Here is a 17,418-nt window from a genome sequence, read left to right as displayed (position 1 = left end):
ACCTGTACCTACACCTTCACCCGCACCTTCACACCGCACCAGAGACAGACGCAGCCGGAACGAGGAGCCCATGCGAACTCCCCGCAAGACCAAGGACGCCGAGGCGACGGCTCCGCCGCCGGCGGCCGCGCGCGGGCGACGCGCACACGCCGGGCCACCCGCCGAGGAGCAGGGGCCGCACCACGCCCCCGAGGCCTTCCCCACTGCCGGTCGCAGGACCACCCCGGACGCCCCGGACACCCCCACCGCCGGGTCCTCCCTCCCGGGATCCTCCCTCTCGGGGTCCTCCCTCTCGGGGTCCTCCCTCTCGGGCCGGGGCCGCCCCGCGCGACTCGGACTGCGTCCCCGGACCGTCCGCGCCAAGATCGTCTCGCTCCTGATGGTCCCGGTCGTCTCGCTCCTCGCCCTCTGGGGTTTCGCCACCGTCACCACCGCACAGGACGTCGCGCGGCTCCGCCAGCTCCAGCGCGTCGACGCCGAGATCCGCGAGCCCGTGGCGGCCGCGATCGGCGCGCTCCAGGCCGAACGGCGCGCCGCCGTACGCCAGGTCGCGGCGCCCGGCGCCACCCGGTCCGCCGAACTCGAGGACCGGATACGCCGCACGGACGCGGCCCTCGACCGTCTTCGCCTCGACGACGACCACACCGTCGGCGACACCGGGGACCTGCCCGGCGACGTCCCCACACGGGTGAGCGTCTTCGTCGGCACCGTCGAGGGCCTCGCCCGGCTCCGCACCGCCGCCGTCGACGGGCGCGCCGACGGGGACCAGGTGTACGAGGAGTACACCGCCGCCGTCTCCGCGGGCTTCGCCGTCGGCGGCGCCCTCACCGGTATCCAGGACACCCAGCAGGGGTCCGAGGCGCGCGTGCTCCTCGAATTCGGCCGCGCGGGCGAGATGCTGTCCCGCGAGGACGCCCTCCTCGGCTCCGCCCACCTCACCGGGCGCCTCACCCCGGAGCGGTTCCGCGTCTTCGCCGGAGCCGTCGAGACCCGGCGCACCCTCACCGCCTCGGCCACTTCCGACCTGCCCGCCGCCACCCGCGCGGAGTGGGCCCGGCTCGCGGCGGGCCGAGACCACGCCCGACTCGTCCGAGCCGAGGACAGCGTCCTCGCCGCGGCGTCCGGCCGCCCCGCCGCCCAGGCCGTGACCTCCGCCGACTGGGACGACACCCTGGCCGCCGTACGGAGCGGACTCACCGCGATCGAGACCGAGGCGCGCACAGCGGCGGCCGACCGCGCCGACCCCTTCGCGGGCGGCGCCCTCAGCCTGAGCGGCGCGGCGGTCCTGCTCGGCCTCGCCGCCGTCGCCGCCTCCCTGGTCATCTCCGTCCGCATCGGCCGGGGCCTCGTCGTCGAGCTCGTCAGCCTCCGCAACACCGCCCTCGGGATCGCGCGCCGCAAGCTCCCGGCCGCCATGCGCCGCCTGCGCGCCGGAGAGGAGATCGACGTGCGGGCCGAGGCACCGCCCGGCCCCGTCTCCCAGGACGAGATCGGCCAGGTCGGTGAGGCGCTCACCACCGTCCACCGCGCGGCTCTGTCCGCGGCCGTCGAACGAGCCGAACTCGCCAGCGGCATCTCAGGGGTCTTCGTCAACCTCGCCCGCCGCAGCCAGGTCCTCGTCCACCGCCAGCTCAACCTCCTGGACAGCATGGAGCGGCGGGCCGACGACCCCAACGAGCTCGGGGACCTCTTCCGCCTCGACCACCTCACCACCCGCATGCGCCGCCACGCCGAGAGCCTGATCATCCTCTCCGGTGCCGCCCCCGGCCGCGCCTGGCGCATGCCCGTCCCCCTCACCAACGTCGTCCGGGCCGCCGTATCCGAAATCGAGGACTACGCGCGCGTGGAGGTGCGTCGGCTGCCCGAGACGGCGGTCGTCGGCGGCGCCGTCGCCGACCTGACCCACCTCCTCGCCGAACTGATCGAGAACGCCGCCCAGTTCTCCCCGCCCCACACCAAGGTGCGCGTCAGCGGCGAACCCGTCGGCAACGGCTACGCCCTGGAGATCGAGGACCGAGGGCTCGGCATGGGCAAGGAGACCCTCGGCGATGCCAACGCCCGCATCGCCCAGTCCGAGGCCCTCGACCTCTTCGACAGCGACCGGCTCGGCCTCTTCGTCGTCAGCCGTCTCTCTTCCCGCCACGACATCAAGGTCCATCTGCGGACCTCCCCGTACGGCGGGACGACAGCCGTCGTGCTGCTTCCGACCGACCTTCTCCAGGGAGCACTGCCGCCCGGGCGGGGAGCCCCGGCGACCGCCGGGCCGGGCCCCGAGGGCGTGGACACCGCCACCCAGGCCGGGAACGCCGGGCGGCGGCGGACTCCGGCCGACGCGACCCCCGGCGGCGACCCCCGCACGGGCGAGCCGCGGGCGAGGGACCCGCGTGCCGGCGGCTCCGTCGCGGACGCCTCGCGCGCCGCACGGGAACACGAGGAGGCGCAGCGCGCGGAGGCCCGCCGCTTCGGCCGCCCTCAGGGCCCCCGTACCCCGACGCCGACCCTCCCTCTCGGTCCCGCCGCGGCCCCCCGGGGAGGCACCCCGCAGCCGCCGGCCGGCCCGCAGCCCCTGAACCGTCCCCAGCCGACGGACCGCCCCCGCCCGCAGTCCCGCCCCCAACCCCTGACCCGCCCGACGGCGGTCCCCGCCCTGGCGGCGCGACCGGAGCAGAGTCCCCCTCCCGCCGGTGTCACCGCCCTGCGCCAGCGCGGCCCCTCCGGCCCGACGCCGCCCGTAGCGGCCCCGGCCCCGGTGGCCCCGGCCCCGGCCGCGCCGGCATCGTCGTCGGTGCCGCCGACTCCGCCGCTGCCACGGATGCCGACTCCCGCGCAGCCGCCGACGACTCCGGCCGGTCCCGGCGCTCATGGCCCGCGAGGAGACCACGGCGGCTACGGGGACCCCGGCACCCCCGGCACCCCCGGCACCCCCGGCACCCCCGGCTCCCTCGGCGCCCTCGGCGGTCCCGACGGTGATCTGCCCCGCCGCGTACGGCAGGCCAACCTCGTCCCGCAGCTGCGCGAGGCACCCGCTCCGGCCCCGGCTTTCGCACCCGCGGCACCCGGCACGGACGCGCGCACCCCGGAGCAGGTCCGGGACCGGATGGCGGCCTACCAGGACGGCTGGCAGCGCGGCGGCGGCCCCGCCCCCGGCAGCAGACGTCCCCTCGGGACCGGCTTCGGCGCCGAGTCCCACGCGCCGCACCACGACCTCATCGACCCCATGGCCCCCCGCTTCGAAGGAGACGACGCATGATCGACCACGAGAGGATCTCCCCTCACCGGTCCGGTGAGCTCGACTGGCTCCTCGACGACCTCGTCATGCGGGTCCGCGAGGTCCGCCACACCGTCGTGCTCTCCAACGACGGACTCGCCGTCGGCTCCTCCAGCGGACTCAGCCGGGAGGACGCCGAGCACCTCGCCGCCATCGCCTCCGGCTTCCACAGCCTCGCCAAGGGCGCGGGACGGCAGTTCCACACCGGGGGAGTCCGGCAGACGATGGTCGAGATGGACGACGGATTCCTCTTCGTCGCCGCGGCGGGCGACGGCTCCTGCCTCGCGGTCCTCAGCTCGGTCAGCGCCGACATCGGCCTCATCGCCTACGAGATGGCCCGCCTCGTCAAGCGCGTCGGCGAGCATCTGCACACCCCGCCGCGGCTCACGGTGACCCCGCCGGCCGCCGGCTGACCCGGAGACCTCCATGAACGAGGACAGCACCGGCGGCGGCCCGTCCGTACCGGGCAGTCAGTGGTACGACGCCGACGCCGGGCCGCTCGTACGCCCGTACGCGATGACCGGCGGGCGGACCCGCCCGGGTCCCAGCAACGTACGGTTCGACCTCATCGCCCTCGTCGTCGTCGACGACGACCCGCCGGGAGCGGCCGAGGAGAGCCTCCTGGGCCCCGAACACCGCTCCCTGCTCGCCTTGTGCCGGGCCGAGACGCAGTCGGTGGCGGAGCTCGCCGCCGACGCCGACCTGCCCGTCGGAGTCGTCCGGGTGCTCCTCGGCGACCTCCTCGAATCGGGCTTCGTCCGCGTCAGCAGGCCCGTACCTCCCGCACAGCTCCCCGACGAAAGAATCCTGAGGGAAGTCATCGATGGCCTACGAGCGCTCTGAGAGCACCGGTACCGGCGCGGGCGACGGGGTGGACACCGCCGCCCTCGCCCTGAAGATCCTGGTCGCCGGCGGATTCGGCGTGGGCAAGACCACCCTGGTCGGCGCCGTCAGCGAGATCCGGCCCCTGCGGACCGAGGAACAGCTCAGCCGCGCCGGCGAGCTCGTCGACGACACCGGGGGAGTCGCCCAGAAGACCACCACGACCGTCGCGATGGACTTCGGCCGCATCACGATCCGGTCCGGGCTCTCCCTGTACCTCTTCGGCACCCCAGGTCAGGACCGGTTCTGGTTCCTGTGGGACGAGCTGTCGCAGGGCGCCCTGGGAGCCGTCGTGCTCGCCGACACCCGGCGCCTGGAGGACTGCTTCCCGGCCGTCGACTACTTCGAGCACCGCAAGATCCCCTTCGTCGTCGCCGTCAACTGCTTCACGGGCGCGCGCACCTACGGCGCGCACGACGTCTCCCGCGCGCTGGACCTCGACCGCGGCACCCCCGTGGTGCTGTGCGACGCGCGCGACCGCGACTCGGGCAAGGAGGTGCTCATCCGGCTCGTCGAGTACGCCGGGCGGATGCACACCGCCCGGCTCCTCGACAGCGTCGGCTGAGGGCGCGGTGCTCGGCGCCCCGCCCTCAGTCGGATACGCCGCCCCGGGCGATCACCTTGTCGATCCGCACCCGGACGAGGAGTTCGCCGGGGACGCCGTTGCGCTCCCCGAACTCCTCCGCCCGGTCCTCACCCATGTAGCGCGCGCCGAGACGGGCGGCCCAGTGGCGCAACTCGACCGGGTCCTCGCCGAGTTCGGCGCGACCGGTCAGGGTGACGAAGGAGAACGGCGGGGTGTCGTCGTCCACGCACAGCGACACCCGCGGGTCGCGGGCGAGATTGCGGCCCTTCACGCTGTCCTTGCCCGTGTTGAACACGAAGTCGTCGCCGTCGAGCAGGAACCAGATCGGCACGACGTGCGGACTGCCGTCGTCACGGACGGTCGCCAGCTTGCCGGTACGGGTCCCCGCGGACACGAAGGCCCGCCACTGATCCTCGGTCATCCTCGTCATGCCCCCATAGTGCCTCGCGCCTCGGACATCGGACGGCACGCGCGGGCGCGGTGCGGTGCTTGCCCTGTCCACGACAGTGCGTAAGGCTTGCCACGACACGCGGAGCCGAAGACTTGCGGGTCGACGGGGACGCACCACCAAGGGGGAGGACCACGCATGGCGCTGGACAAGGGACTGGACTGGCTTCTCGACGATCTGACGCAACGGGTCGGGTTCATACAGCACGCGCTGGTGCTGTCGAACGACGGTCTGGTGACGGGCGCGAGCAGTGGTCTCGCGCGCGAGGACGCCGAGCACCTGGCCGCCGTCTCCTCGGGCCTGCACAGCCTGGCCAGGGGCTCAGGCCGGCACTTCAGGGCCGGCCGGGCGCGGCAGACGATGGTGGAGTTCGACGAGGCGCTGCTCTTCGTGACGGCGGCGGGCGAGGGCAGCTGCCTCTGTGTCCTCAGCGCGGCCGAGGCCGATGTCGGCCAGGTGGCGTACGAGATGACGCTGCTGGTCAACCGGGTCGGCGAGCACCTCGGCGTGGCGGCACGCCAGCCGGGCCGCCCGGGCGACACCGCGTTCTGAGTTCCGACGGCGGGTTGTCCACAGGGCGTTGTCCACAGACCGCACGGGTGTCGTCACTCTGCGTTACGTTTCTCTTGTCGGAGTACGAGAGACCACGGACGTACGGGGGAGGGTCACGCGATGACGGTGGACGAAGGTGCGCGCACGGTGACACCGGGGCAGGCCGCGGAGGAACTGGAGCTGCGGCGCGGCGAGTTCCGGCTCGCCGCGCAGTTGGGTCTGGTGAGGACGGTGCCGGTGGGTGACGGGGAGCGGCGGCGTGTCGAGCGGGCCGAGATCGACCGGCTCAGGGCCGCGCCGGACTTCCCCGAGGGCCTGCGCGAGCGGGTGCGGGAGGTGGGCACCCGGGAGGCCGCCGCGCTGCTCTCCGTGCCCCCGGACCGGTTCACACGGCTGGCCAGGACGGGACACCTCAGTCCGGTGCGGTTCTACCTGAACCGCTACCGGGCGGTGGTGTGGAGGTACCTCGCGGCAGAGGTGACCGAGTTCGCCCTCGCCCACCCGGCCCTGCTCACGGGGCGGCTGCCCTTGGACGTGCGCAAGAGACTGGACGCGCACGAGGACGCGCGGCCGAGGAACTGGCGGGCACGCCGTCTGGCGCTGCTCCTCCGGGCGACGGACGATCCCTGGGCGCGCGCGGCCGCCATCGCTTCGATGCTCCACCCGGTCCATCTGGCCGAGGTGGTCGGCGATCCGTACGAGCGCGCCCACCTCGACCGCTTGCGCCCGCCACCGCAGCCCGGCCAGCCGGTTTCTCAGGCGGCCCGCGAGATCACCGACCTGCTCGCGCTGGCCGACGCGCCGGACGAGGTCCTCTGGCACCGGATGAGCCTGACCCTGGCCCTGGAGGAGGCACGCGCGGACCGCCCCGCCCCGCACCCCGGTGAGGTCCCGGCGCGAGCGCCGTTGCCGCCGAGAGGTGTGGAGCCGCCGCTGGGCCGGGGCCTGGGGCCGGACCGGGATCCGGACCCAGGACTGGAGCCGGACCCGGCCCTGGAGCCGGGTCCAGAGCCGGGCTCGGTGGCGGAGTCGGTGCCTGCGTCGGAGATTCCCGCCATGCGGCTCCCCGCGGTGCGTCCGGGGGCGGAGCTACCGCCGCGAGGCGGCTCCTCCCGCTCCCGGCTGCTCGACCGGCTCCTGCGCCGGAAGACAGCAGGTGCCCCGCGCGGCGGGAGAGGGAAGCGCCCGGTGGCCTGGCCCTGACGTGGCACCGGACGGGCGTCGGCGTGCGGCGCGGGCGCGGTGTGGGGAGGATGGGCCCATGCTGCTCGCCCGTGTCGCGGAGGCGTCCCGGGAGGTCGCCGCCACCTCCGCGCGCTCGCGCAAGATCTCGCTGCTGGCCGAGCTCTTCGCGGAGGCCGTGCCCGAGGAGAGCCCACTCGTCATCGCCTATCTCGCGGGCCGCCTCCCGCAGGGGCGGATCGGCGTCGGGTGGAGCGTCCTCAAGAACGTCGTGCCGCCGGCGGTCCCGCCCGCCGAGGCGCCCGCCCTCACGATCGCCCGCGTCGACACCGCGCTCTCGGAGCTCGCCGCCGTCTCGGGGGCGGGCGCCCGGGCGGAGCGGGACAGGTTCGTCCGCGCCCTGTTCACCGCCGCGACCCTCGACGAACAGGAGCTGCTGCTCCGGCTCCTCTCCGGGGACGTACGGCAAGGGGCCCTCGACGCCGTCGCCCTGGAAGGCGTCGCGAAAGCCGCCACCGTGCCCGCCGCCGAGCTGCGCCGCGCCGTCATGCTCGAAGGCTCGCTGCCTCCGGTGGCCCAGGCGGTCCTGGCCCACGGGGTCACCGCGCTCGACCGGTTCACTCTGCGGGTCGGGAGTCCGGTGCAGCCCATGCTGGCGCACACCGCCGCCTCCGTCACCGAGGCGATCGCCGCCCTGGGAGCCTGCGCGGTGGAGGAGAAGCTCGACGGCATCCGGGTCCAGGTGCACCGCAGCGGCGACGACGTGCGGGTCCACACCCGTTCCCTCGACGACATCACCGACCGGCTCCCCGAAGTGGTCGCGAGCGCCCGTGCCGTGCCCTCCGACGCGTTCATCCTCGACGGGGAGGCCATCGCCCTCGATCCCGGCACCGGGCGCCCCGCGTCCTTCCAGTCCATCGCCGCCCGCGTGGGCTCCCGTACCGACGTGGCCGGCGCGCGGGCCGCCCTGCCGCTGACGGCCGTCTTCTTCGACGTCCTCGCCGCCGACGGCGAGAGCCTGATCGACCGGCCGGGCCGGGACCGGCATGCCGTCCTCGCCCGGCTGCTCCCCGAGTCCCAGCGGGTCCGGCGCCTCGTCGTCACGGACCCGGCCGATCCCGCACGGGTCGAGGAGGCCGAGCGGTTCTTCGCCGGGACGCTGGAGCGCGGACACGAGGGCGTCCTCGTCAAGGCCCTGGACGCGCCCTACGTGGCCGGCCGCCGGGGCCGCACCTGGTTGAAGGTGAAGCCCGTCCACACGGTGGACCTCGTCGTCCTCGCGGTCGAGCGGGGCCACGGGCGCAGGACCGGGCTGCTCTCCAACCTCCACCTCGGGGCGCGCGCCGAGGGCGGCGGCTTCGTCATGCTCGGCAAGACGTTCAAGGGGCTCACCGACGACATGCTCCGCTGGCAGACCCGGCGGCTCGGCGAACTCGCCGTGGCGGACGACGGGTTCACCGTACGGGTGCGCCCCGAGCTCGTCGTCGAGATCGCCTACGACGGGCTCCAGCGCTCGACGCGGTACCCGGCCGGCATCACCCTCCGCTTCGCCCGCGTCGTACGCCACCGTCCCGACAAACCGGCCTCGGAGGCCGACACCGTCGAGGCGATCACCGGCGGTCGCTGAGCTCGGGACGACGGGACCGCTCGGTGCCTCGCGGGAGTCCGTGCCGCGAGGGATGCTGGAGACGTGGCACGAGGGCGCGTGGCACGACGAGGGCTGCGAGCCGCGAGGAGATGAGCGACGTGTACGACTTGCACATCGACACCGACGTCACGGTGCAGCTGAGCGACTGCTGCCGGGAGGACGCCCAGGCCGTCTTCGACGTCCTCGACCGTGTCTACCAGCTGGAGGACATGGAGACCCCGAGCCCGCAGGCGGCGAACGGGCCGGCCACCACCGTCTGGATGGCCACCTTCGACACGGCCGCCGGGCGGCGCGAGGAGGTGGCCCCCACGCATCTGTCCGCGCTGGTCGGCGCCACGCTCACCGGCGGGTACCACGCCGTCGACGAGGTCGAGCGTGTGCTCGCCGCCGGCTTCGACGTCCAGTCCCTGCAGTCGGTCTCCGGCGACCAGGAGACCGAGGCCCGCCTGTTGCTCGCCTCCCGCTGAGCCGTCAGGCACGGACACCCCGGGCGGAGCGGACGGGCGCCGCCCGGGGCTCACGCATGCCCGCGCCCCCCTGAGCACCCCCCCTGCGATCACCTGTATACACCGTGTGTAGAGTCCTTGACGTCGCATGATCCGTCCTGACCAGGCGGTGGCGACCGTACCGACATCACACCTTCACAGGGGAAAGCGGGTTCCACCATGCTCCGATTCAGGCCGGGCCGCCGCAGGGGAACGGCGGCCGTCGTCCTCGCCGCCGCATCGCTGATGCTGACGCTCGCCGGGTGCGGGGTCGACCGGGTCACCCCGCAGGACGCCCGGGCCAAGGCCGGAACGGACGACAAGGCGGGTGCGGGAGCCCGACGCGTGGACTGCGCCAAGGTGAAGTGCATAGCCCTCACCTTCGACGCCGGGCCGGGCAAGGACACGCCCCACCTCCTCGACGTCCTCAAGGAGAAGCAGGTCCCCGCCACCTTCTTCCTGCTCGGCAGGAAGCACGTCGACCGCTACCCCGAGGTCGTCAAGCGCATCGCCGACGAGGGACACGAGGTCGCCAACCACACCTGGAGCCACCGCATACTCACCGGTCTCGACGAGGCCGAGGTACGGGAGGAGCTGGCCCTCACCCAGACCGCCGTCGAGAAGATAACCGGCCGCAAGCCCACCCTGATGCGCCCGCCGCAGGGCCGGACCGACGACACGGTCTCCGAGGTCAGCAAGGAGCTGGGCCTCGCCCAGATCCTGTGGACCGTCACCGCCAAGGACTACTCCACCACCGACTCCGCGCTGATACGCCAGCGGGTGGTCGACCAGGCCCAGCGCGACGGCATCATCCTGCTCCACGACATCTACGACGGAACGGTCCCGGCCGTCCCCTCGATCGTCGACGAGCTCAAGCGCCGGGGCTTCACCTTCGTGACGGTGCCCGAACTCCTCGCTCCCGGCAAGGCCGAGCCCGGGGTCGTCTACGGCCCCGAGAAGGACTGACCGGACCTGTCGAAACCGGGTGAGGTGACTCACATCGCCCACGCGGTAGTACATGGAACATTCGGGAAAGGTTTTCCGTTCATACGTATGTGACGTCGAAGGGGTCCGGTCCCCATGGTCCCCCCCTAGAGGTGACCGCTCTTCGTGTCACGGCTATCGGCCCCGGTTGGAATCCCCCGTCCAACCGGGGCTTTGTCGTTCCCTGGACCAGGCCTGGGCATTCCCGCGCGGCACCAGCGGCACCAGCGGCACCAGCGGCCCCGTGACGGCTTCTGAAGGGGTTCCTGAGGGCGCCCAAGGGGCGCGCGATCCGGCGCGTTCGACCCGTTCGAGTGAGCCTCGGCATGGCCGGACCGGCCCCGGGCAGTGATCTTCCCGGGCCCTCCGGACGATCACCCGGACCCCGCCGACCTGGGACGTTCGAAGGGGACCCCATGCTCCGCAGCACACCGCGCGCCCGCCGCGCCCTCGTCACCGCAGCCGCCTCCCTGCTTCTCTCCGGCTGCGCCGTCGTCGGACCTGAGGGGTCCGGGAAGCCGGGTGTCCCGGCCGATCGGGCAGCCCAGGACACCCTCCTGAAAGCGGCCGAGCACCGGCTCGTCGTCGACTGCCTCGCGGACCGGGGCCTCACCCTCACGCCACGGGCCCGCGCCCCGGACGAGGACCGGACCCTTCAGGCCGCGCTCTTCGGAGCGGGGCCCCGCGAGCTCTCCGTCACGCTCGCCACCGGTGCCACCGTCACCGCCCACAAGGACGGCTGCCTCGCCTCCGCGCGAGGCCGGCTCTACGGCGACCTGGGCCGCTGGTTCCGGGCCCAGGTCACCGTCGACAACCTCCGCGCCGAGGCCCAGGCCCGTATGCGCGACGACCCCGCCCACCAGGAGGCGCTCGCCCGCTGGACCCGGTGCGCGACCCCACCCGACCGTCCACGCCCCGCCGGCCCCGATCCGGCCGTCGCGGCCCGCTGCGCCCGGGAGAGCGGACTCGACGACGTCCGTGCCCGGCTGGAGTCCGTCGAGCTGATCGTGGTGCGTTCCCTGCACCGCGACGAGCTCACCGCATACCGGCAGCTGCGCGACCGCGCGCTGCTGCGGGCAGTCGCACTGCCCGCGCCCACCCACCCGCAGAAAGGCCACGACCACTCGTGAAGCGCATCCTCGCCCTCTCCGGAGCGGCCCTGCTCGCCGTCACCGCCGGCCTCGCCCTCTCCACCTCCGCAGGGGCCGCCGAATGCCCCAGCGGGGAGTTCTGCGTGTGGCAGGACTCGAACTTCGGCGGCCAGCGTGCCAACTGGAGCGGCGACGACGGCTGGTGGGAGAGCTGGATCTCCGACACCGATTCCTCCTGGGTCAACCACGGCATCTCGGGACCCGGCATCAAGGACCACGTCCGGGTCTACGAGAGCGCCTGGCAGGGAGGGAGCATGACCATCTGTCTGGCCCCGGGACAGGAGGTCGGATACAACGGCGCCGCCAACGACCGCGGCGACTCCCACATCTGGTCGACCGGCTGCTGAACCGGCCGGGCGGATCAGTCGCGGCCGAGGGGGCCGCCCGGGTGACGCAGGGCGGAGGCCAGCATCAGCCCCGCACCGCGGACGACGCTCGTCGACGGGTCGTTCGCGAGCCGCAGGCGGGCCCGGAGGAGGTGTGCCAGGCGGCTCGTCACGTCCAGTCGGAGCGCGCCTCCGCCGGTCACCAGGACTCCGCGGCGCAGCGCGCCGCGGACGGCCCCGGTGCGGTCCTGCCGCCACAGGTCGCTGACCAGGTCGGCGGCCGTCCCGGCGATCGTGTCGGGCACCCGTCCCGACTCCCGCACGTCGTCGACGCCGACCTCGGCCAGCCGCGCGTCCTCGACCAGGCCGTCGACGACGAGCGTCACCTCGGTCAGCTGGGCGCCCAGGTCGACCACGAGCAGCGGACCGCCGCCGGGCGGGGCGGCATAGGCCGCCGCGGCGCGGGCACTGTCCACGGCGATGACCCGCACCGGGCCGAGCCCGTCCACCACCCGGCGCGCGGCCTCCCGTTCCGCCGGAGCCGCGAGGACCGGGTGGGTCAGCATCACGACGGTGTCGTGTCCGCCGTCGCCGGGAGCTGTGGCGGTCAGCCGCCGCAGCAGCCGGAGATGGGAGTCCGTGTCCGTCACCCGGCCACGCCGTACGGGACCGCTCGGCACGTCCGCGAAGACACCCGCCCCCGGGGCCCACGCCCGGGTCCGCGAGCTACCGATGTCGAGCGCGATCCCGCGTACCGGCCGCCGCCCCGTGCCCCGACCGCCGTCGACTGATCCGAACGATCCCATCGCTTCCGTCCATTCGCTCCGTACCCGCTGAATGCGAGGCCGATACGGGCCCTCACTATGCAGTATCCGCAGCCTGAATGCCATGTTGCTTGGGGATCGAAGGCGCAGGTGGTGGCCTTCGGGAAGGAGGCGTCAGCTTTCGGCGCCGAGCCAGAGGTCCGGACCGAAGACCTCGTAGTGGATGTCGGACGCGGCCGTCCCACGGCCGAGGAGGTCGCCGCGCACCGTGCGGAGGAACGGCAGCGGCCCGCAGAGGTATGCCGTCGTGCCCTCGGGGAGGTCGAGCGCGGTGACATCGGCGCGGCCCCGCTGGGCCGTGGCGGCCTCGCCCGGCTCCTCGTACCAGAGGTGCAGGGCCGCCTGCGGCAGCGCGCCGACGAGACGGTGCAGCTCGGCGGCGTGCGCGTGGGACGCGGGGGAGCGGTCCGCGTGCACGACGGCGACCGGACGGGTTGATCCGGTGGCGGCGAGGTGGTCGAGCATCGCCAGCATCGGGGTGCTGCCGATGCCGGCGGAGGCGAGCAGCAGCGGTCCGTCGCCCTCGGGCAGGACCAGATCGCCGAAGGGGGCCGACACGTCCACGGTGTCGCCCACGCGGGCGTGCGCGTGCAGCCACGAGGAGACCTCGCCCGCCGGGTCGCCGTCGACCCGCTTCACCGTGATCCGCCACTGCGGGTGGCCGGGAGCGGCGGAGAGGCTGTACTGGCGGATCTGCCGGGCGCCGTCGGGCAGGGCGACCTGGACGCTCACGTACTGACCCGGCCGGAACGGGGTCGTCGGCGTCCCGTCGGTGTGGCGCAGGGCGAAGGAGACGGTGTCGGCCGTCTCCTCGCGCCGCTCGGCGATCTCCATCGGCCGCCAGACCTCGCCCTCGGCGACGCCGGCCTCCTGGTAGAGCGTGGCCTCCACGGCGATGAGCGCGTTGGCCATCAGCCAGTACACCTCGTCCCAGGCCTGGGCGACCTCGGTGGTGACCGCGTCGCCGAGGACCTCGACGATCGCGGCGAAGAGGTGCTCGTGCACCGTCTTGTACTGCTCGGCGGTGACGCCGAGCGAGGCGTGCTTGTGTGCGATGCGGGACAGCATGAGATCGGGGCGACTGTCCGGGCGGTCGAGCAGCGCGACCGCGAAGGCGGCTATGGAACCCGCCAGCGCCTTCCGCTGCTCGCCGTTGGCCTGGTTACCCCGGTTGAACAGGTCGCGCAGCAGCTCGGGGTGGGCGGCGAACAGCCGCGCGTAGAAACGCTCGGTGATCTCGTCGAGCGCACCGCCGACGGCGGGCAGAGTGGCACGGATGACCGGGGCGGCCTGCTCGGACAGCATGGGAACTCTCAATCTGGTAGATGATCTGCGTATTTAAAAGTGTGCGTGTGCCGAGGGAGGGACGCGCACGGCTCAGGGGGAGGGGCGGGGAGTGAGGGAGAGGAGCAGCGGTCCCGTCGGCGAGGCGACGAGCTCCGCCACGGTCAGCGGGTCGAGCACGCGGTAGAAGGCCTCCTGCGCCTCGCGCAGCGCACCCCGCAGTCGGCATGCCGTCCGCAGCGGACACGGAGGATCGCCCTCGCAGGCGACGACCTCTTCCTCGCCTTCAAGGGTGCGGGTCAGCCAGCCCACCGAGGAGCGTCGGCCCAGCTCCGTCAGGGCCAGGCCGCCGCCGCGGCCGCGCCGCGCCTCGACCACGCCGAGATGCTGGAGCCGGGTGACGACCTTCGCCATGTGGGCGTAGGGCACGTCCATCGACTCCGCCACCTCGCGCGTGGTGACGGACTCGTCCTGCGCGATGACCGCCAGACGCATCACGGCACGGAGCGCCAGGTCGGTGAACTTCGTCAACCTCACGACCCGACCCTATCAAAGCGGTATTTCGCGTACGCATTAAGGGGCGGCGCCGGGCCCGAGGCCCGCACGCCGCCGTCCCTGCCGTCCCGCCCTCAGGTCAGGATCTTGGCCTTCGCCTTCTGGAACTCCTCGTCCGTGATGGCGCCCTTCTCCTTCAGATCCGCGAGCCGCGTCAGTTCGTCGGCGGCGCCGCCGCCCGCCGGAGTCGTCCCGGCCGTCTTGCGGATGTAGTCCTGGAACGCGGCCTCGGAGGCCTTCGCCTGCTTGACGTCGCGCTGCCCCATGCTCTTGCCGCGGGCGATGACGTACACCAGCACGCCGAGGTAGGGGAGCAGGATGCAGAAGATCAGCCAGCCGGCCTTGCCCCAGCCGCCGAGGTCGTGGTCACGGAAGATGTCGGTGATCACCTTGAACAGCAGGAAGAGCCACATGATCCAGATGAAGAACCACAGCATGGTCCAGAAGACGTTGAGGAGAGGGTAGTCGTCCATTCCTGCACACTCCGTTCCCGCGCGGGCCGGGGAGGCCCGGCGTACGAGTGAGTCTCGTGCAGGCACCGCGCCCCCGCATGTCGTGGCGGGCCCGGGTGCGGCCCGCCCCCCGCCGTGTTCGGATGGTGGCCGAGGACCGCACGAGGAACGGAGCGTCATGGGGCCGGTGGAATGTGTCGTGCTCGCCTTCCCGGGGGAGCGGCTGAAAGTGGCGGCGGTGACGGCCGTCGCGGACCTGCGCAGAGCGGGCCAGGTGCGCCTGATCGACTCGCTCGTCGTCGTCAAGTCCGTGACGGGGGAGGTGTCCACCTCCGAGCTCGTCGAGTACGAGGAGTACGAGGAGGCCACCGCCGAGATCGGGCCCGAGGCGAACCTCCTGGGTCCCGAGGACGCGGCCGAGGCGGCCGAGACCCTCGAACCGGGCTCCTGCGCGCTGATGTTGCTCGTGGAACACGTGTGGGCCGCGCGTGCGGCGGAGGCGATCCGTGAGGCCGGTGGCCGTGTCTCGGGGACCGTGCGCATCCCGCCCGACCACGTCGAACAGGCGCGGGACGCCTACCGCGAGGCCGTAGCCGTATCCGTGGCCGGAAGGAGCTGACCGATGTTCATGCGACGCCGTCCCCTCCTCCGCCCGGTCGTCAGGCCCCGCGGAGCGCCGTTGCTGCGTGGCGCCCTCGTCGGCGGAGCCGCCTACGCCGCGGGCCGCAGCTCCGCCCGCTCCGCACGCCGTGAACAGGACCAGGAAGAGGCCATCGCCGACCTCCAGGCCCAACAGCAACAGCAGCCACAGCCGCAGCAGGTCGCCGCACCGGCGCCGAGCCCGCTCCCGCCGGCCGCGGCACCGGCCTCCGGGGCGGCCCCGACGGTCACCGACCAGCTGACCCGGCTCGGCGAACTCGCCCAGCAAGGCCTGCTCACCCCCGAGGAGTTCGCGGCGGCCAAGGCGAGACTGCTCGGCGTGTGACCTCAGGGGCGGCGCAGGGCCGCCAGCGCGCGGTCCGCGTGCGCGCTCATGCGGAGTTCGCTGCGCACGACCTCCCGCACGCGCCGGTCCTGGCCGATCACGAACGTGATCCGCTTGGTCGGCGCGAGCGAGAAGCCGCGCTTCACACCGAACAGGTCCCGCACCGCTCCGTCCGGATCCGACAACAGCGGATAGCCGAGGGAGTGCCGCTCCGCGAACTCCAGCTGCCGTTCCACCGCGTCGGTGCTGATGCCCACGGGCAGGGCGCCGGCGGCACGGAACTCGGCCGCGAGGTCGCGGAAGTGGCACGCCTCCGCGGTGCAGCCGGGGGTGAGCGCCGCCGGGTAGAAGAAGAGGACGACGGGTCCCTCGGTCAGCAGCTCCGAGAGGGAGCGCGGAGTGCCCGTCTCATCCGGAAGGGTGAAGTCCTCGACAAGGTCACCGACGTTCATTGAGGCCCGTCCCCGATCCGTCCGTACGGGCCACCGGCGCCTCCGGTGGCCGGCCGGTGACGTTACCGCAGAGTAGATGATCCCGTAACCCCCGAAGGGGACGGCTCAGCGGGTGGGCTGCGGCACGGCACCGCGCGCAGCGGCGCGCCGGTCGAGCAGCACGAGGGCCCGCTCGCCCCAGCGCAGGTTCTCCTCCTCGAAGAACCGGCCGCGCATCAGCGTGAGATAGGGGCCGACCCGCTCCGCCTCGCGCAGGTACGTCTCCTCGTCCCGCCCGTCGAGCATCCGCTCCCGCATGCGGTCGTAGCGGGCCAGCTTGGTCCGGGCCATCTCCATCCGCTGCGCCACGAAACCCCTGACGGCCGCCGTGTCGCCCTCGTCGCAGGCCTGCACCTGGACCATCAGCTCGTCGCGGATGGCGCTCGGCCGCGGCGGAGCCGACGTGTAGGCGTACAGATCCCGCCGGCCCGGCTCCGTCAGGCTGAACATCCGCTTGTTGGGACGCCGTTCCTGTTCCACCACGCGGGCCGTGATCAGACCGGCCTCGGCGAGCCGCTCCAGCTCGCGGTAGAGCTGCTGCGGGGTGGCGGCCCAGAAGTTGGCGACGGAGACGTCGAAGATCTTGGCCAGGTCGTATCCGGAGGCCTCGCCCTCCAGGAGAGCGGCGAGGACGGCGTGCTTGAGGGACATCCGGCCACGCTAGCAGCACGTTGAATAGTTCTCTCCGCACCTATTCAACGACCGCACCAGCACCACGGGCGCTTCGCTGGCACGTCGCTCCCGCGCCTGCCTAGGGTGGAGGGAGCAGGCCGTGGGGGAGCAGACCCGAGGGGCAGCGCGATGGGCAGCGACACGTTCGTCTACACCACCTACATCCGGACCACTCCCGACGAGCTCTGGAAGGCACTCACCGACCCGGAGCTCACCCGCCGCTACTGGGGCGTGGCCTTCGAGTCGGAGTGGACCCCCGGTGCCACGATGGTGTGGGACGAGGGCGGCCGCAGGACGGCCGACCCCGAGCAGGTCGTCCTCGACGCCGAGCCCGGCCGCCTTCTCTCGTACACCTGGCACACCTTCACCCCGGCGTGGGCGGAGGCCGTCGGCCTCGACCGGGAGGTGTACGCGCGCCTGGCCCGGGAGCGCCGGTCCCGCGCGACCTTCGCCATCGAGCCCTCGGGCGACACCGTCAAACTCACCGTCACCCACGGCGAACTGGAGACCGACGGCCTCATGAAGGGCCTCATCGGGGAGGGGTGGCCCGCGCTGGTCTCCAGCCTCAAGTCGCTGCTGGAGACCGGCGAGGAGCTGCCCGAACCGCCTCGCTGACCTGCCGTCGAGCCACCGCTGACCCATT

21 protein-coding genes are annotated in these 17,418 nt (G+C 73.3%); 14 read left to right on the top strand and 7 right to left on the bottom strand.

Going from position 1 to position 17,418, the window contains the following annotated elements; genetic code table 11:
- The first annotated feature begins 70 nt into the window (after window positions 1–70).
- The 4 genes from ACFC0G_RS24280 to ACFC0G_RS24265 are packed head-to-tail and all read left to right on the top strand — an operon-like array spanning window position 71 to window position 4,715.
- Window positions 71–3,250, top strand: coding sequence for a nitrate- and nitrite sensing domain-containing protein (locus tag ACFC0G_RS24280; protein ID WP_376406588.1), 3,180 nt, complete (start codon window positions 71–73; stop codon window positions 3,248–3,250).
- Window positions 3,247–3,681, top strand: coding sequence for a roadblock/LC7 domain-containing protein (locus ACFC0G_RS24275; protein ID WP_317592368.1), 435 nt, complete (start codon window positions 3,247–3,249; stop codon window positions 3,679–3,681). The genes ACFC0G_RS24280 and ACFC0G_RS24275 overlap by 4 nt, the downstream gene beginning before the upstream one ends.
- A 13-nt stretch (window positions 3,682–3,694) precedes the next feature.
- Window positions 3,695–4,111 carry a DUF742 domain-containing protein gene (locus tag ACFC0G_RS24270; protein WP_376406586.1) on the top strand — a complete coding sequence of 139 codons (417 nt, stop codon included), beginning with the start codon at window positions 3,695–3,697 and terminating at the stop codon, window positions 4,109–4,111.
- Entirely contained in the window at window positions 4,092–4,715 is a 624-nt protein-coding gene (locus tag ACFC0G_RS24265) for an ATP/GTP-binding protein (RefSeq protein WP_376406584.1), read from the top strand. Before ACFC0G_RS24270 ends, ACFC0G_RS24265 begins: the two co-directional genes overlap by 20 nt.
- 25 nt (window positions 4,716–4,740) lie before the next feature.
- Here ACFC0G_RS24265 and ACFC0G_RS24260 read toward each other — a convergent pair whose 3' ends face one another.
- Entirely contained in the window at window positions 4,741–5,166 is a 426-nt protein-coding gene (locus ACFC0G_RS24260) for a PPOX class F420-dependent oxidoreductase (RefSeq protein ID WP_376406582.1), read from the bottom strand.
- A 156-nt stretch (window positions 5,167–5,322) separates the two neighbouring features.
- Between ACFC0G_RS24260 and ACFC0G_RS24255 the strand changes: the two genes are divergently transcribed.
- From ACFC0G_RS24255 to ACFC0G_RS24225, 7 genes are all read left to right on the top strand, one after another.
- Window positions 5,323–5,736, top strand: a complete 414-nt coding sequence (locus ACFC0G_RS24255; protein ID WP_376406580.1) for a roadblock/LC7 domain-containing protein — start codon at window positions 5,323–5,325, stop codon at window positions 5,734–5,736.
- Between the two features lie 120 nt (window positions 5,737–5,856).
- The gene (locus tag ACFC0G_RS24250) at window positions 5,857–6,939 is read left to right on the top strand and encodes a DUF6397 family protein (protein WP_376406578.1); all 1,083 of its coding nucleotides are present in this window, start codon (window positions 5,857–5,859) and stop codon (window positions 6,937–6,939) included.
- Window positions 6,940–6,997: 58 nt separating this feature from the next.
- Window positions 6,998–8,545: an ATP-dependent DNA ligase gene (locus ACFC0G_RS24245; protein ID WP_376406576.1), complete on the top strand. Its 1,548-nt coding sequence runs from the start codon at window positions 6,998–7,000 to the stop codon at window positions 8,543–8,545.
- Window positions 8,546–8,655: 110 nt separating this feature from the next.
- Entirely contained in the window at window positions 8,656–9,033 is a 378-nt protein-coding gene (locus tag ACFC0G_RS24240; protein WP_376406574.1) for a hypothetical protein, read from the top strand.
- Window positions 9,034–9,231: 198 nt separating this feature from the next.
- Window positions 9,232–10,017 (top strand): polysaccharide deacetylase family protein, encoded by a 786-nt coding sequence (locus ACFC0G_RS24235; protein WP_376406572.1) that lies wholly within the window; start codon window positions 9,232–9,234, stop codon window positions 10,015–10,017.
- Window positions 10,018–10,451: 434 nt separating this feature from the next.
- Window positions 10,452–11,165 carry a hypothetical protein gene (locus ACFC0G_RS24230; RefSeq protein WP_376406570.1) on the top strand — a complete coding sequence of 238 codons (714 nt, stop codon included), beginning with the start codon at window positions 10,452–10,454 and terminating at the stop codon, window positions 11,163–11,165.
- Complete coding sequence (locus ACFC0G_RS24225; protein WP_376406568.1) at window positions 11,162–11,533, top strand: peptidase inhibitor family I36 protein; 372 nt, start codon at window positions 11,162–11,164, stop codon at window positions 11,531–11,533. Before ACFC0G_RS24230 ends, ACFC0G_RS24225 begins: the two co-directional genes overlap by 4 nt.
- Window positions 11,534–11,547: 14 nt before the next feature.
- Here the strand turns inward: ACFC0G_RS24225 and ACFC0G_RS24220 are convergent, their stop codons facing one another.
- The 4 genes from ACFC0G_RS24220 to ACFC0G_RS24205 all read right to left on the bottom strand — a co-directional run bounded on the left by ACFC0G_RS24220 (window position 11,548) and on the right by ACFC0G_RS24205 (window position 14,648).
- Entirely contained in the window at window positions 11,548–12,162 is a 615-nt protein-coding gene (locus tag ACFC0G_RS24220; protein WP_376406566.1) for a rod shape-determining protein MreC, read from the bottom strand.
- A 288-nt stretch (window positions 12,163–12,450) separates the two neighbouring features.
- Window positions 12,451–13,641, bottom strand: coding sequence for a globin domain-containing protein (locus tag ACFC0G_RS24215; protein ID WP_376406564.1), 1,191 nt, complete (start codon window positions 13,639–13,641; stop codon window positions 12,451–12,453).
- Between the two features lie 72 nt (window positions 13,642–13,713).
- Window positions 13,714–14,157 (bottom strand): Rrf2 family transcriptional regulator, encoded by a 444-nt coding sequence (locus ACFC0G_RS24210; protein ID WP_358473204.1) that lies wholly within the window; start codon window positions 14,155–14,157, stop codon window positions 13,714–13,716.
- A gap of 92 nt (window positions 14,158–14,249) precedes the next feature.
- Window positions 14,250–14,648: an SHOCT domain-containing protein gene (locus tag ACFC0G_RS24205; protein ID WP_376406562.1), complete on the bottom strand. Its 399-nt coding sequence runs from the start codon at window positions 14,646–14,648 to the stop codon at window positions 14,250–14,252.
- 157 nt (window positions 14,649–14,805) lie between these two features.
- Here ACFC0G_RS24205 and ACFC0G_RS24200 point away from each other — a divergent pair, with 157 nt between their 5' ends.
- On the top strand, window positions 14,806–15,246 hold the full coding sequence (locus ACFC0G_RS24200; RefSeq protein WP_376406560.1) for a DUF6325 family protein: 441 nt from the start codon (window positions 14,806–14,808) through the stop codon (window positions 15,244–15,246).
- Between the two features lie 9 nt (window positions 15,247–15,255).
- Window positions 15,256–15,612 (top strand): SHOCT domain-containing protein, encoded by a 357-nt coding sequence (locus tag ACFC0G_RS24195; RefSeq protein WP_376406558.1) that lies wholly within the window; start codon window positions 15,256–15,258, stop codon window positions 15,610–15,612.
- A 2-nt stretch (window positions 15,613–15,614) separates the two neighbouring features.
- On the opposite strand, the gene ACFC0G_RS24190 is transcribed toward ACFC0G_RS24195, so the two are convergent.
- Window positions 15,615–16,064: a peroxiredoxin gene (locus tag ACFC0G_RS24190; protein WP_376406556.1), complete on the bottom strand. Its 450-nt coding sequence runs from the start codon at window positions 16,062–16,064 to the stop codon at window positions 15,615–15,617.
- 105 nt (window positions 16,065–16,169) lie between these two features.
- The gene (locus ACFC0G_RS24185) at window positions 16,170–16,754 is read right to left on the bottom strand and encodes a PadR family transcriptional regulator (RefSeq protein WP_376406554.1); all 585 of its coding nucleotides are present in this window, start codon (window positions 16,752–16,754) and stop codon (window positions 16,170–16,172) included.
- 150 nt (window positions 16,755–16,904) lie between these two features.
- On the opposite strand from ACFC0G_RS24185, the gene ACFC0G_RS24180 reads away from it, so the two are divergent.
- On the top strand, window positions 16,905–17,390 hold the full coding sequence (locus tag ACFC0G_RS24180) for an SRPBCC family protein (RefSeq protein WP_376406552.1): 486 nt from the start codon (window positions 16,905–16,907) through the stop codon (window positions 17,388–17,390).
- The last annotated feature ends 28 nt before the right edge of the window (window positions 17,391–17,418 follow it).

This window comes from Streptomyces sp. NPDC056169 (genome assembly GCF_042268445.1).
In the GTDB taxonomy this organism is placed as follows: domain Bacteria; phylum Actinomycetota; class Actinomycetes; order Streptomycetales; family Streptomycetaceae; genus Streptomyces.
Note: the sequence above shows the minus strand (reverse complement) of the source record. Positions and strands in the feature narration are given on the sequence as shown.

Coding starts and splice junctions, on each gene's coding strand:
- ACFC0G_RS24180 (WP_376406552.1), top strand. CDS start 16,905: ATGGGCAGCGACACGTTCGTCTACACCACCTACATCCGGACCACTCCC.
- ACFC0G_RS24245 (WP_376406576.1), top strand. CDS start 6,998: ATGCTGCTCGCCCGTGTCGCGGAGGCGTCCCGGGAGGTCGCCGCCACC.
- ACFC0G_RS24250 (WP_376406578.1), top strand. CDS start 5,857: ATGACGGTGGACGAAGGTGCGCGCACGGTGACACCGGGGCAGGCCGCG.
- ACFC0G_RS24260 (WP_376406582.1), bottom strand. CDS start 5,166: ATGACGAGGATGACCGAGGATCAGTGGCGGGCCTTCGTGTCCGCGGGG.
- ACFC0G_RS24270 (WP_376406586.1), top strand. CDS start 3,695: ATGAACGAGGACAGCACCGGCGGCGGCCCGTCCGTACCGGGCAGTCAG.
- ACFC0G_RS24215 (WP_376406564.1), bottom strand. CDS start 13,641: ATGCTGTCCGAGCAGGCCGCCCCGGTCATCCGTGCCACTCTGCCCGCC.
- ACFC0G_RS24205 (WP_376406562.1), bottom strand. CDS start 14,648: ATGGACGACTACCCTCTCCTCAACGTCTTCTGGACCATGCTGTGGTTC.
- ACFC0G_RS24255 (WP_376406580.1), top strand. CDS start 5,323: ATGGCGCTGGACAAGGGACTGGACTGGCTTCTCGACGATCTGACGCAA.
- ACFC0G_RS24280 (WP_376406588.1), top strand. CDS start 71: ATGCGAACTCCCCGCAAGACCAAGGACGCCGAGGCGACGGCTCCGCCG.
- ACFC0G_RS24240 (WP_376406574.1), top strand. CDS start 8,656: ATGAGCGACGTGTACGACTTGCACATCGACACCGACGTCACGGTGCAG.
- ACFC0G_RS24275 (WP_317592368.1), top strand. CDS start 3,247: ATGATCGACCACGAGAGGATCTCCCCTCACCGGTCCGGTGAGCTCGAC.
- ACFC0G_RS24200 (WP_376406560.1), top strand. CDS start 14,806: ATGGGGCCGGTGGAATGTGTCGTGCTCGCCTTCCCGGGGGAGCGGCTG.
- ACFC0G_RS24235 (WP_376406572.1), top strand. CDS start 9,232: ATGCTCCGATTCAGGCCGGGCCGCCGCAGGGGAACGGCGGCCGTCGTC.
- ACFC0G_RS24265 (WP_376406584.1), top strand. CDS start 4,092: ATGGCCTACGAGCGCTCTGAGAGCACCGGTACCGGCGCGGGCGACGGG.
- ACFC0G_RS24185 (WP_376406554.1), bottom strand. CDS start 16,754: ATGTCCCTCAAGCACGCCGTCCTCGCCGCTCTCCTGGAGGGCGAGGCC.
- ACFC0G_RS24195 (WP_376406558.1), top strand. CDS start 15,256: ATGCGACGCCGTCCCCTCCTCCGCCCGGTCGTCAGGCCCCGCGGAGCG.
- ACFC0G_RS24230 (WP_376406570.1), top strand. CDS start 10,452: ATGCTCCGCAGCACACCGCGCGCCCGCCGCGCCCTCGTCACCGCAGCC.
- ACFC0G_RS24190 (WP_376406556.1), bottom strand. CDS start 16,064: ATGAACGTCGGTGACCTTGTCGAGGACTTCACCCTTCCGGATGAGACG.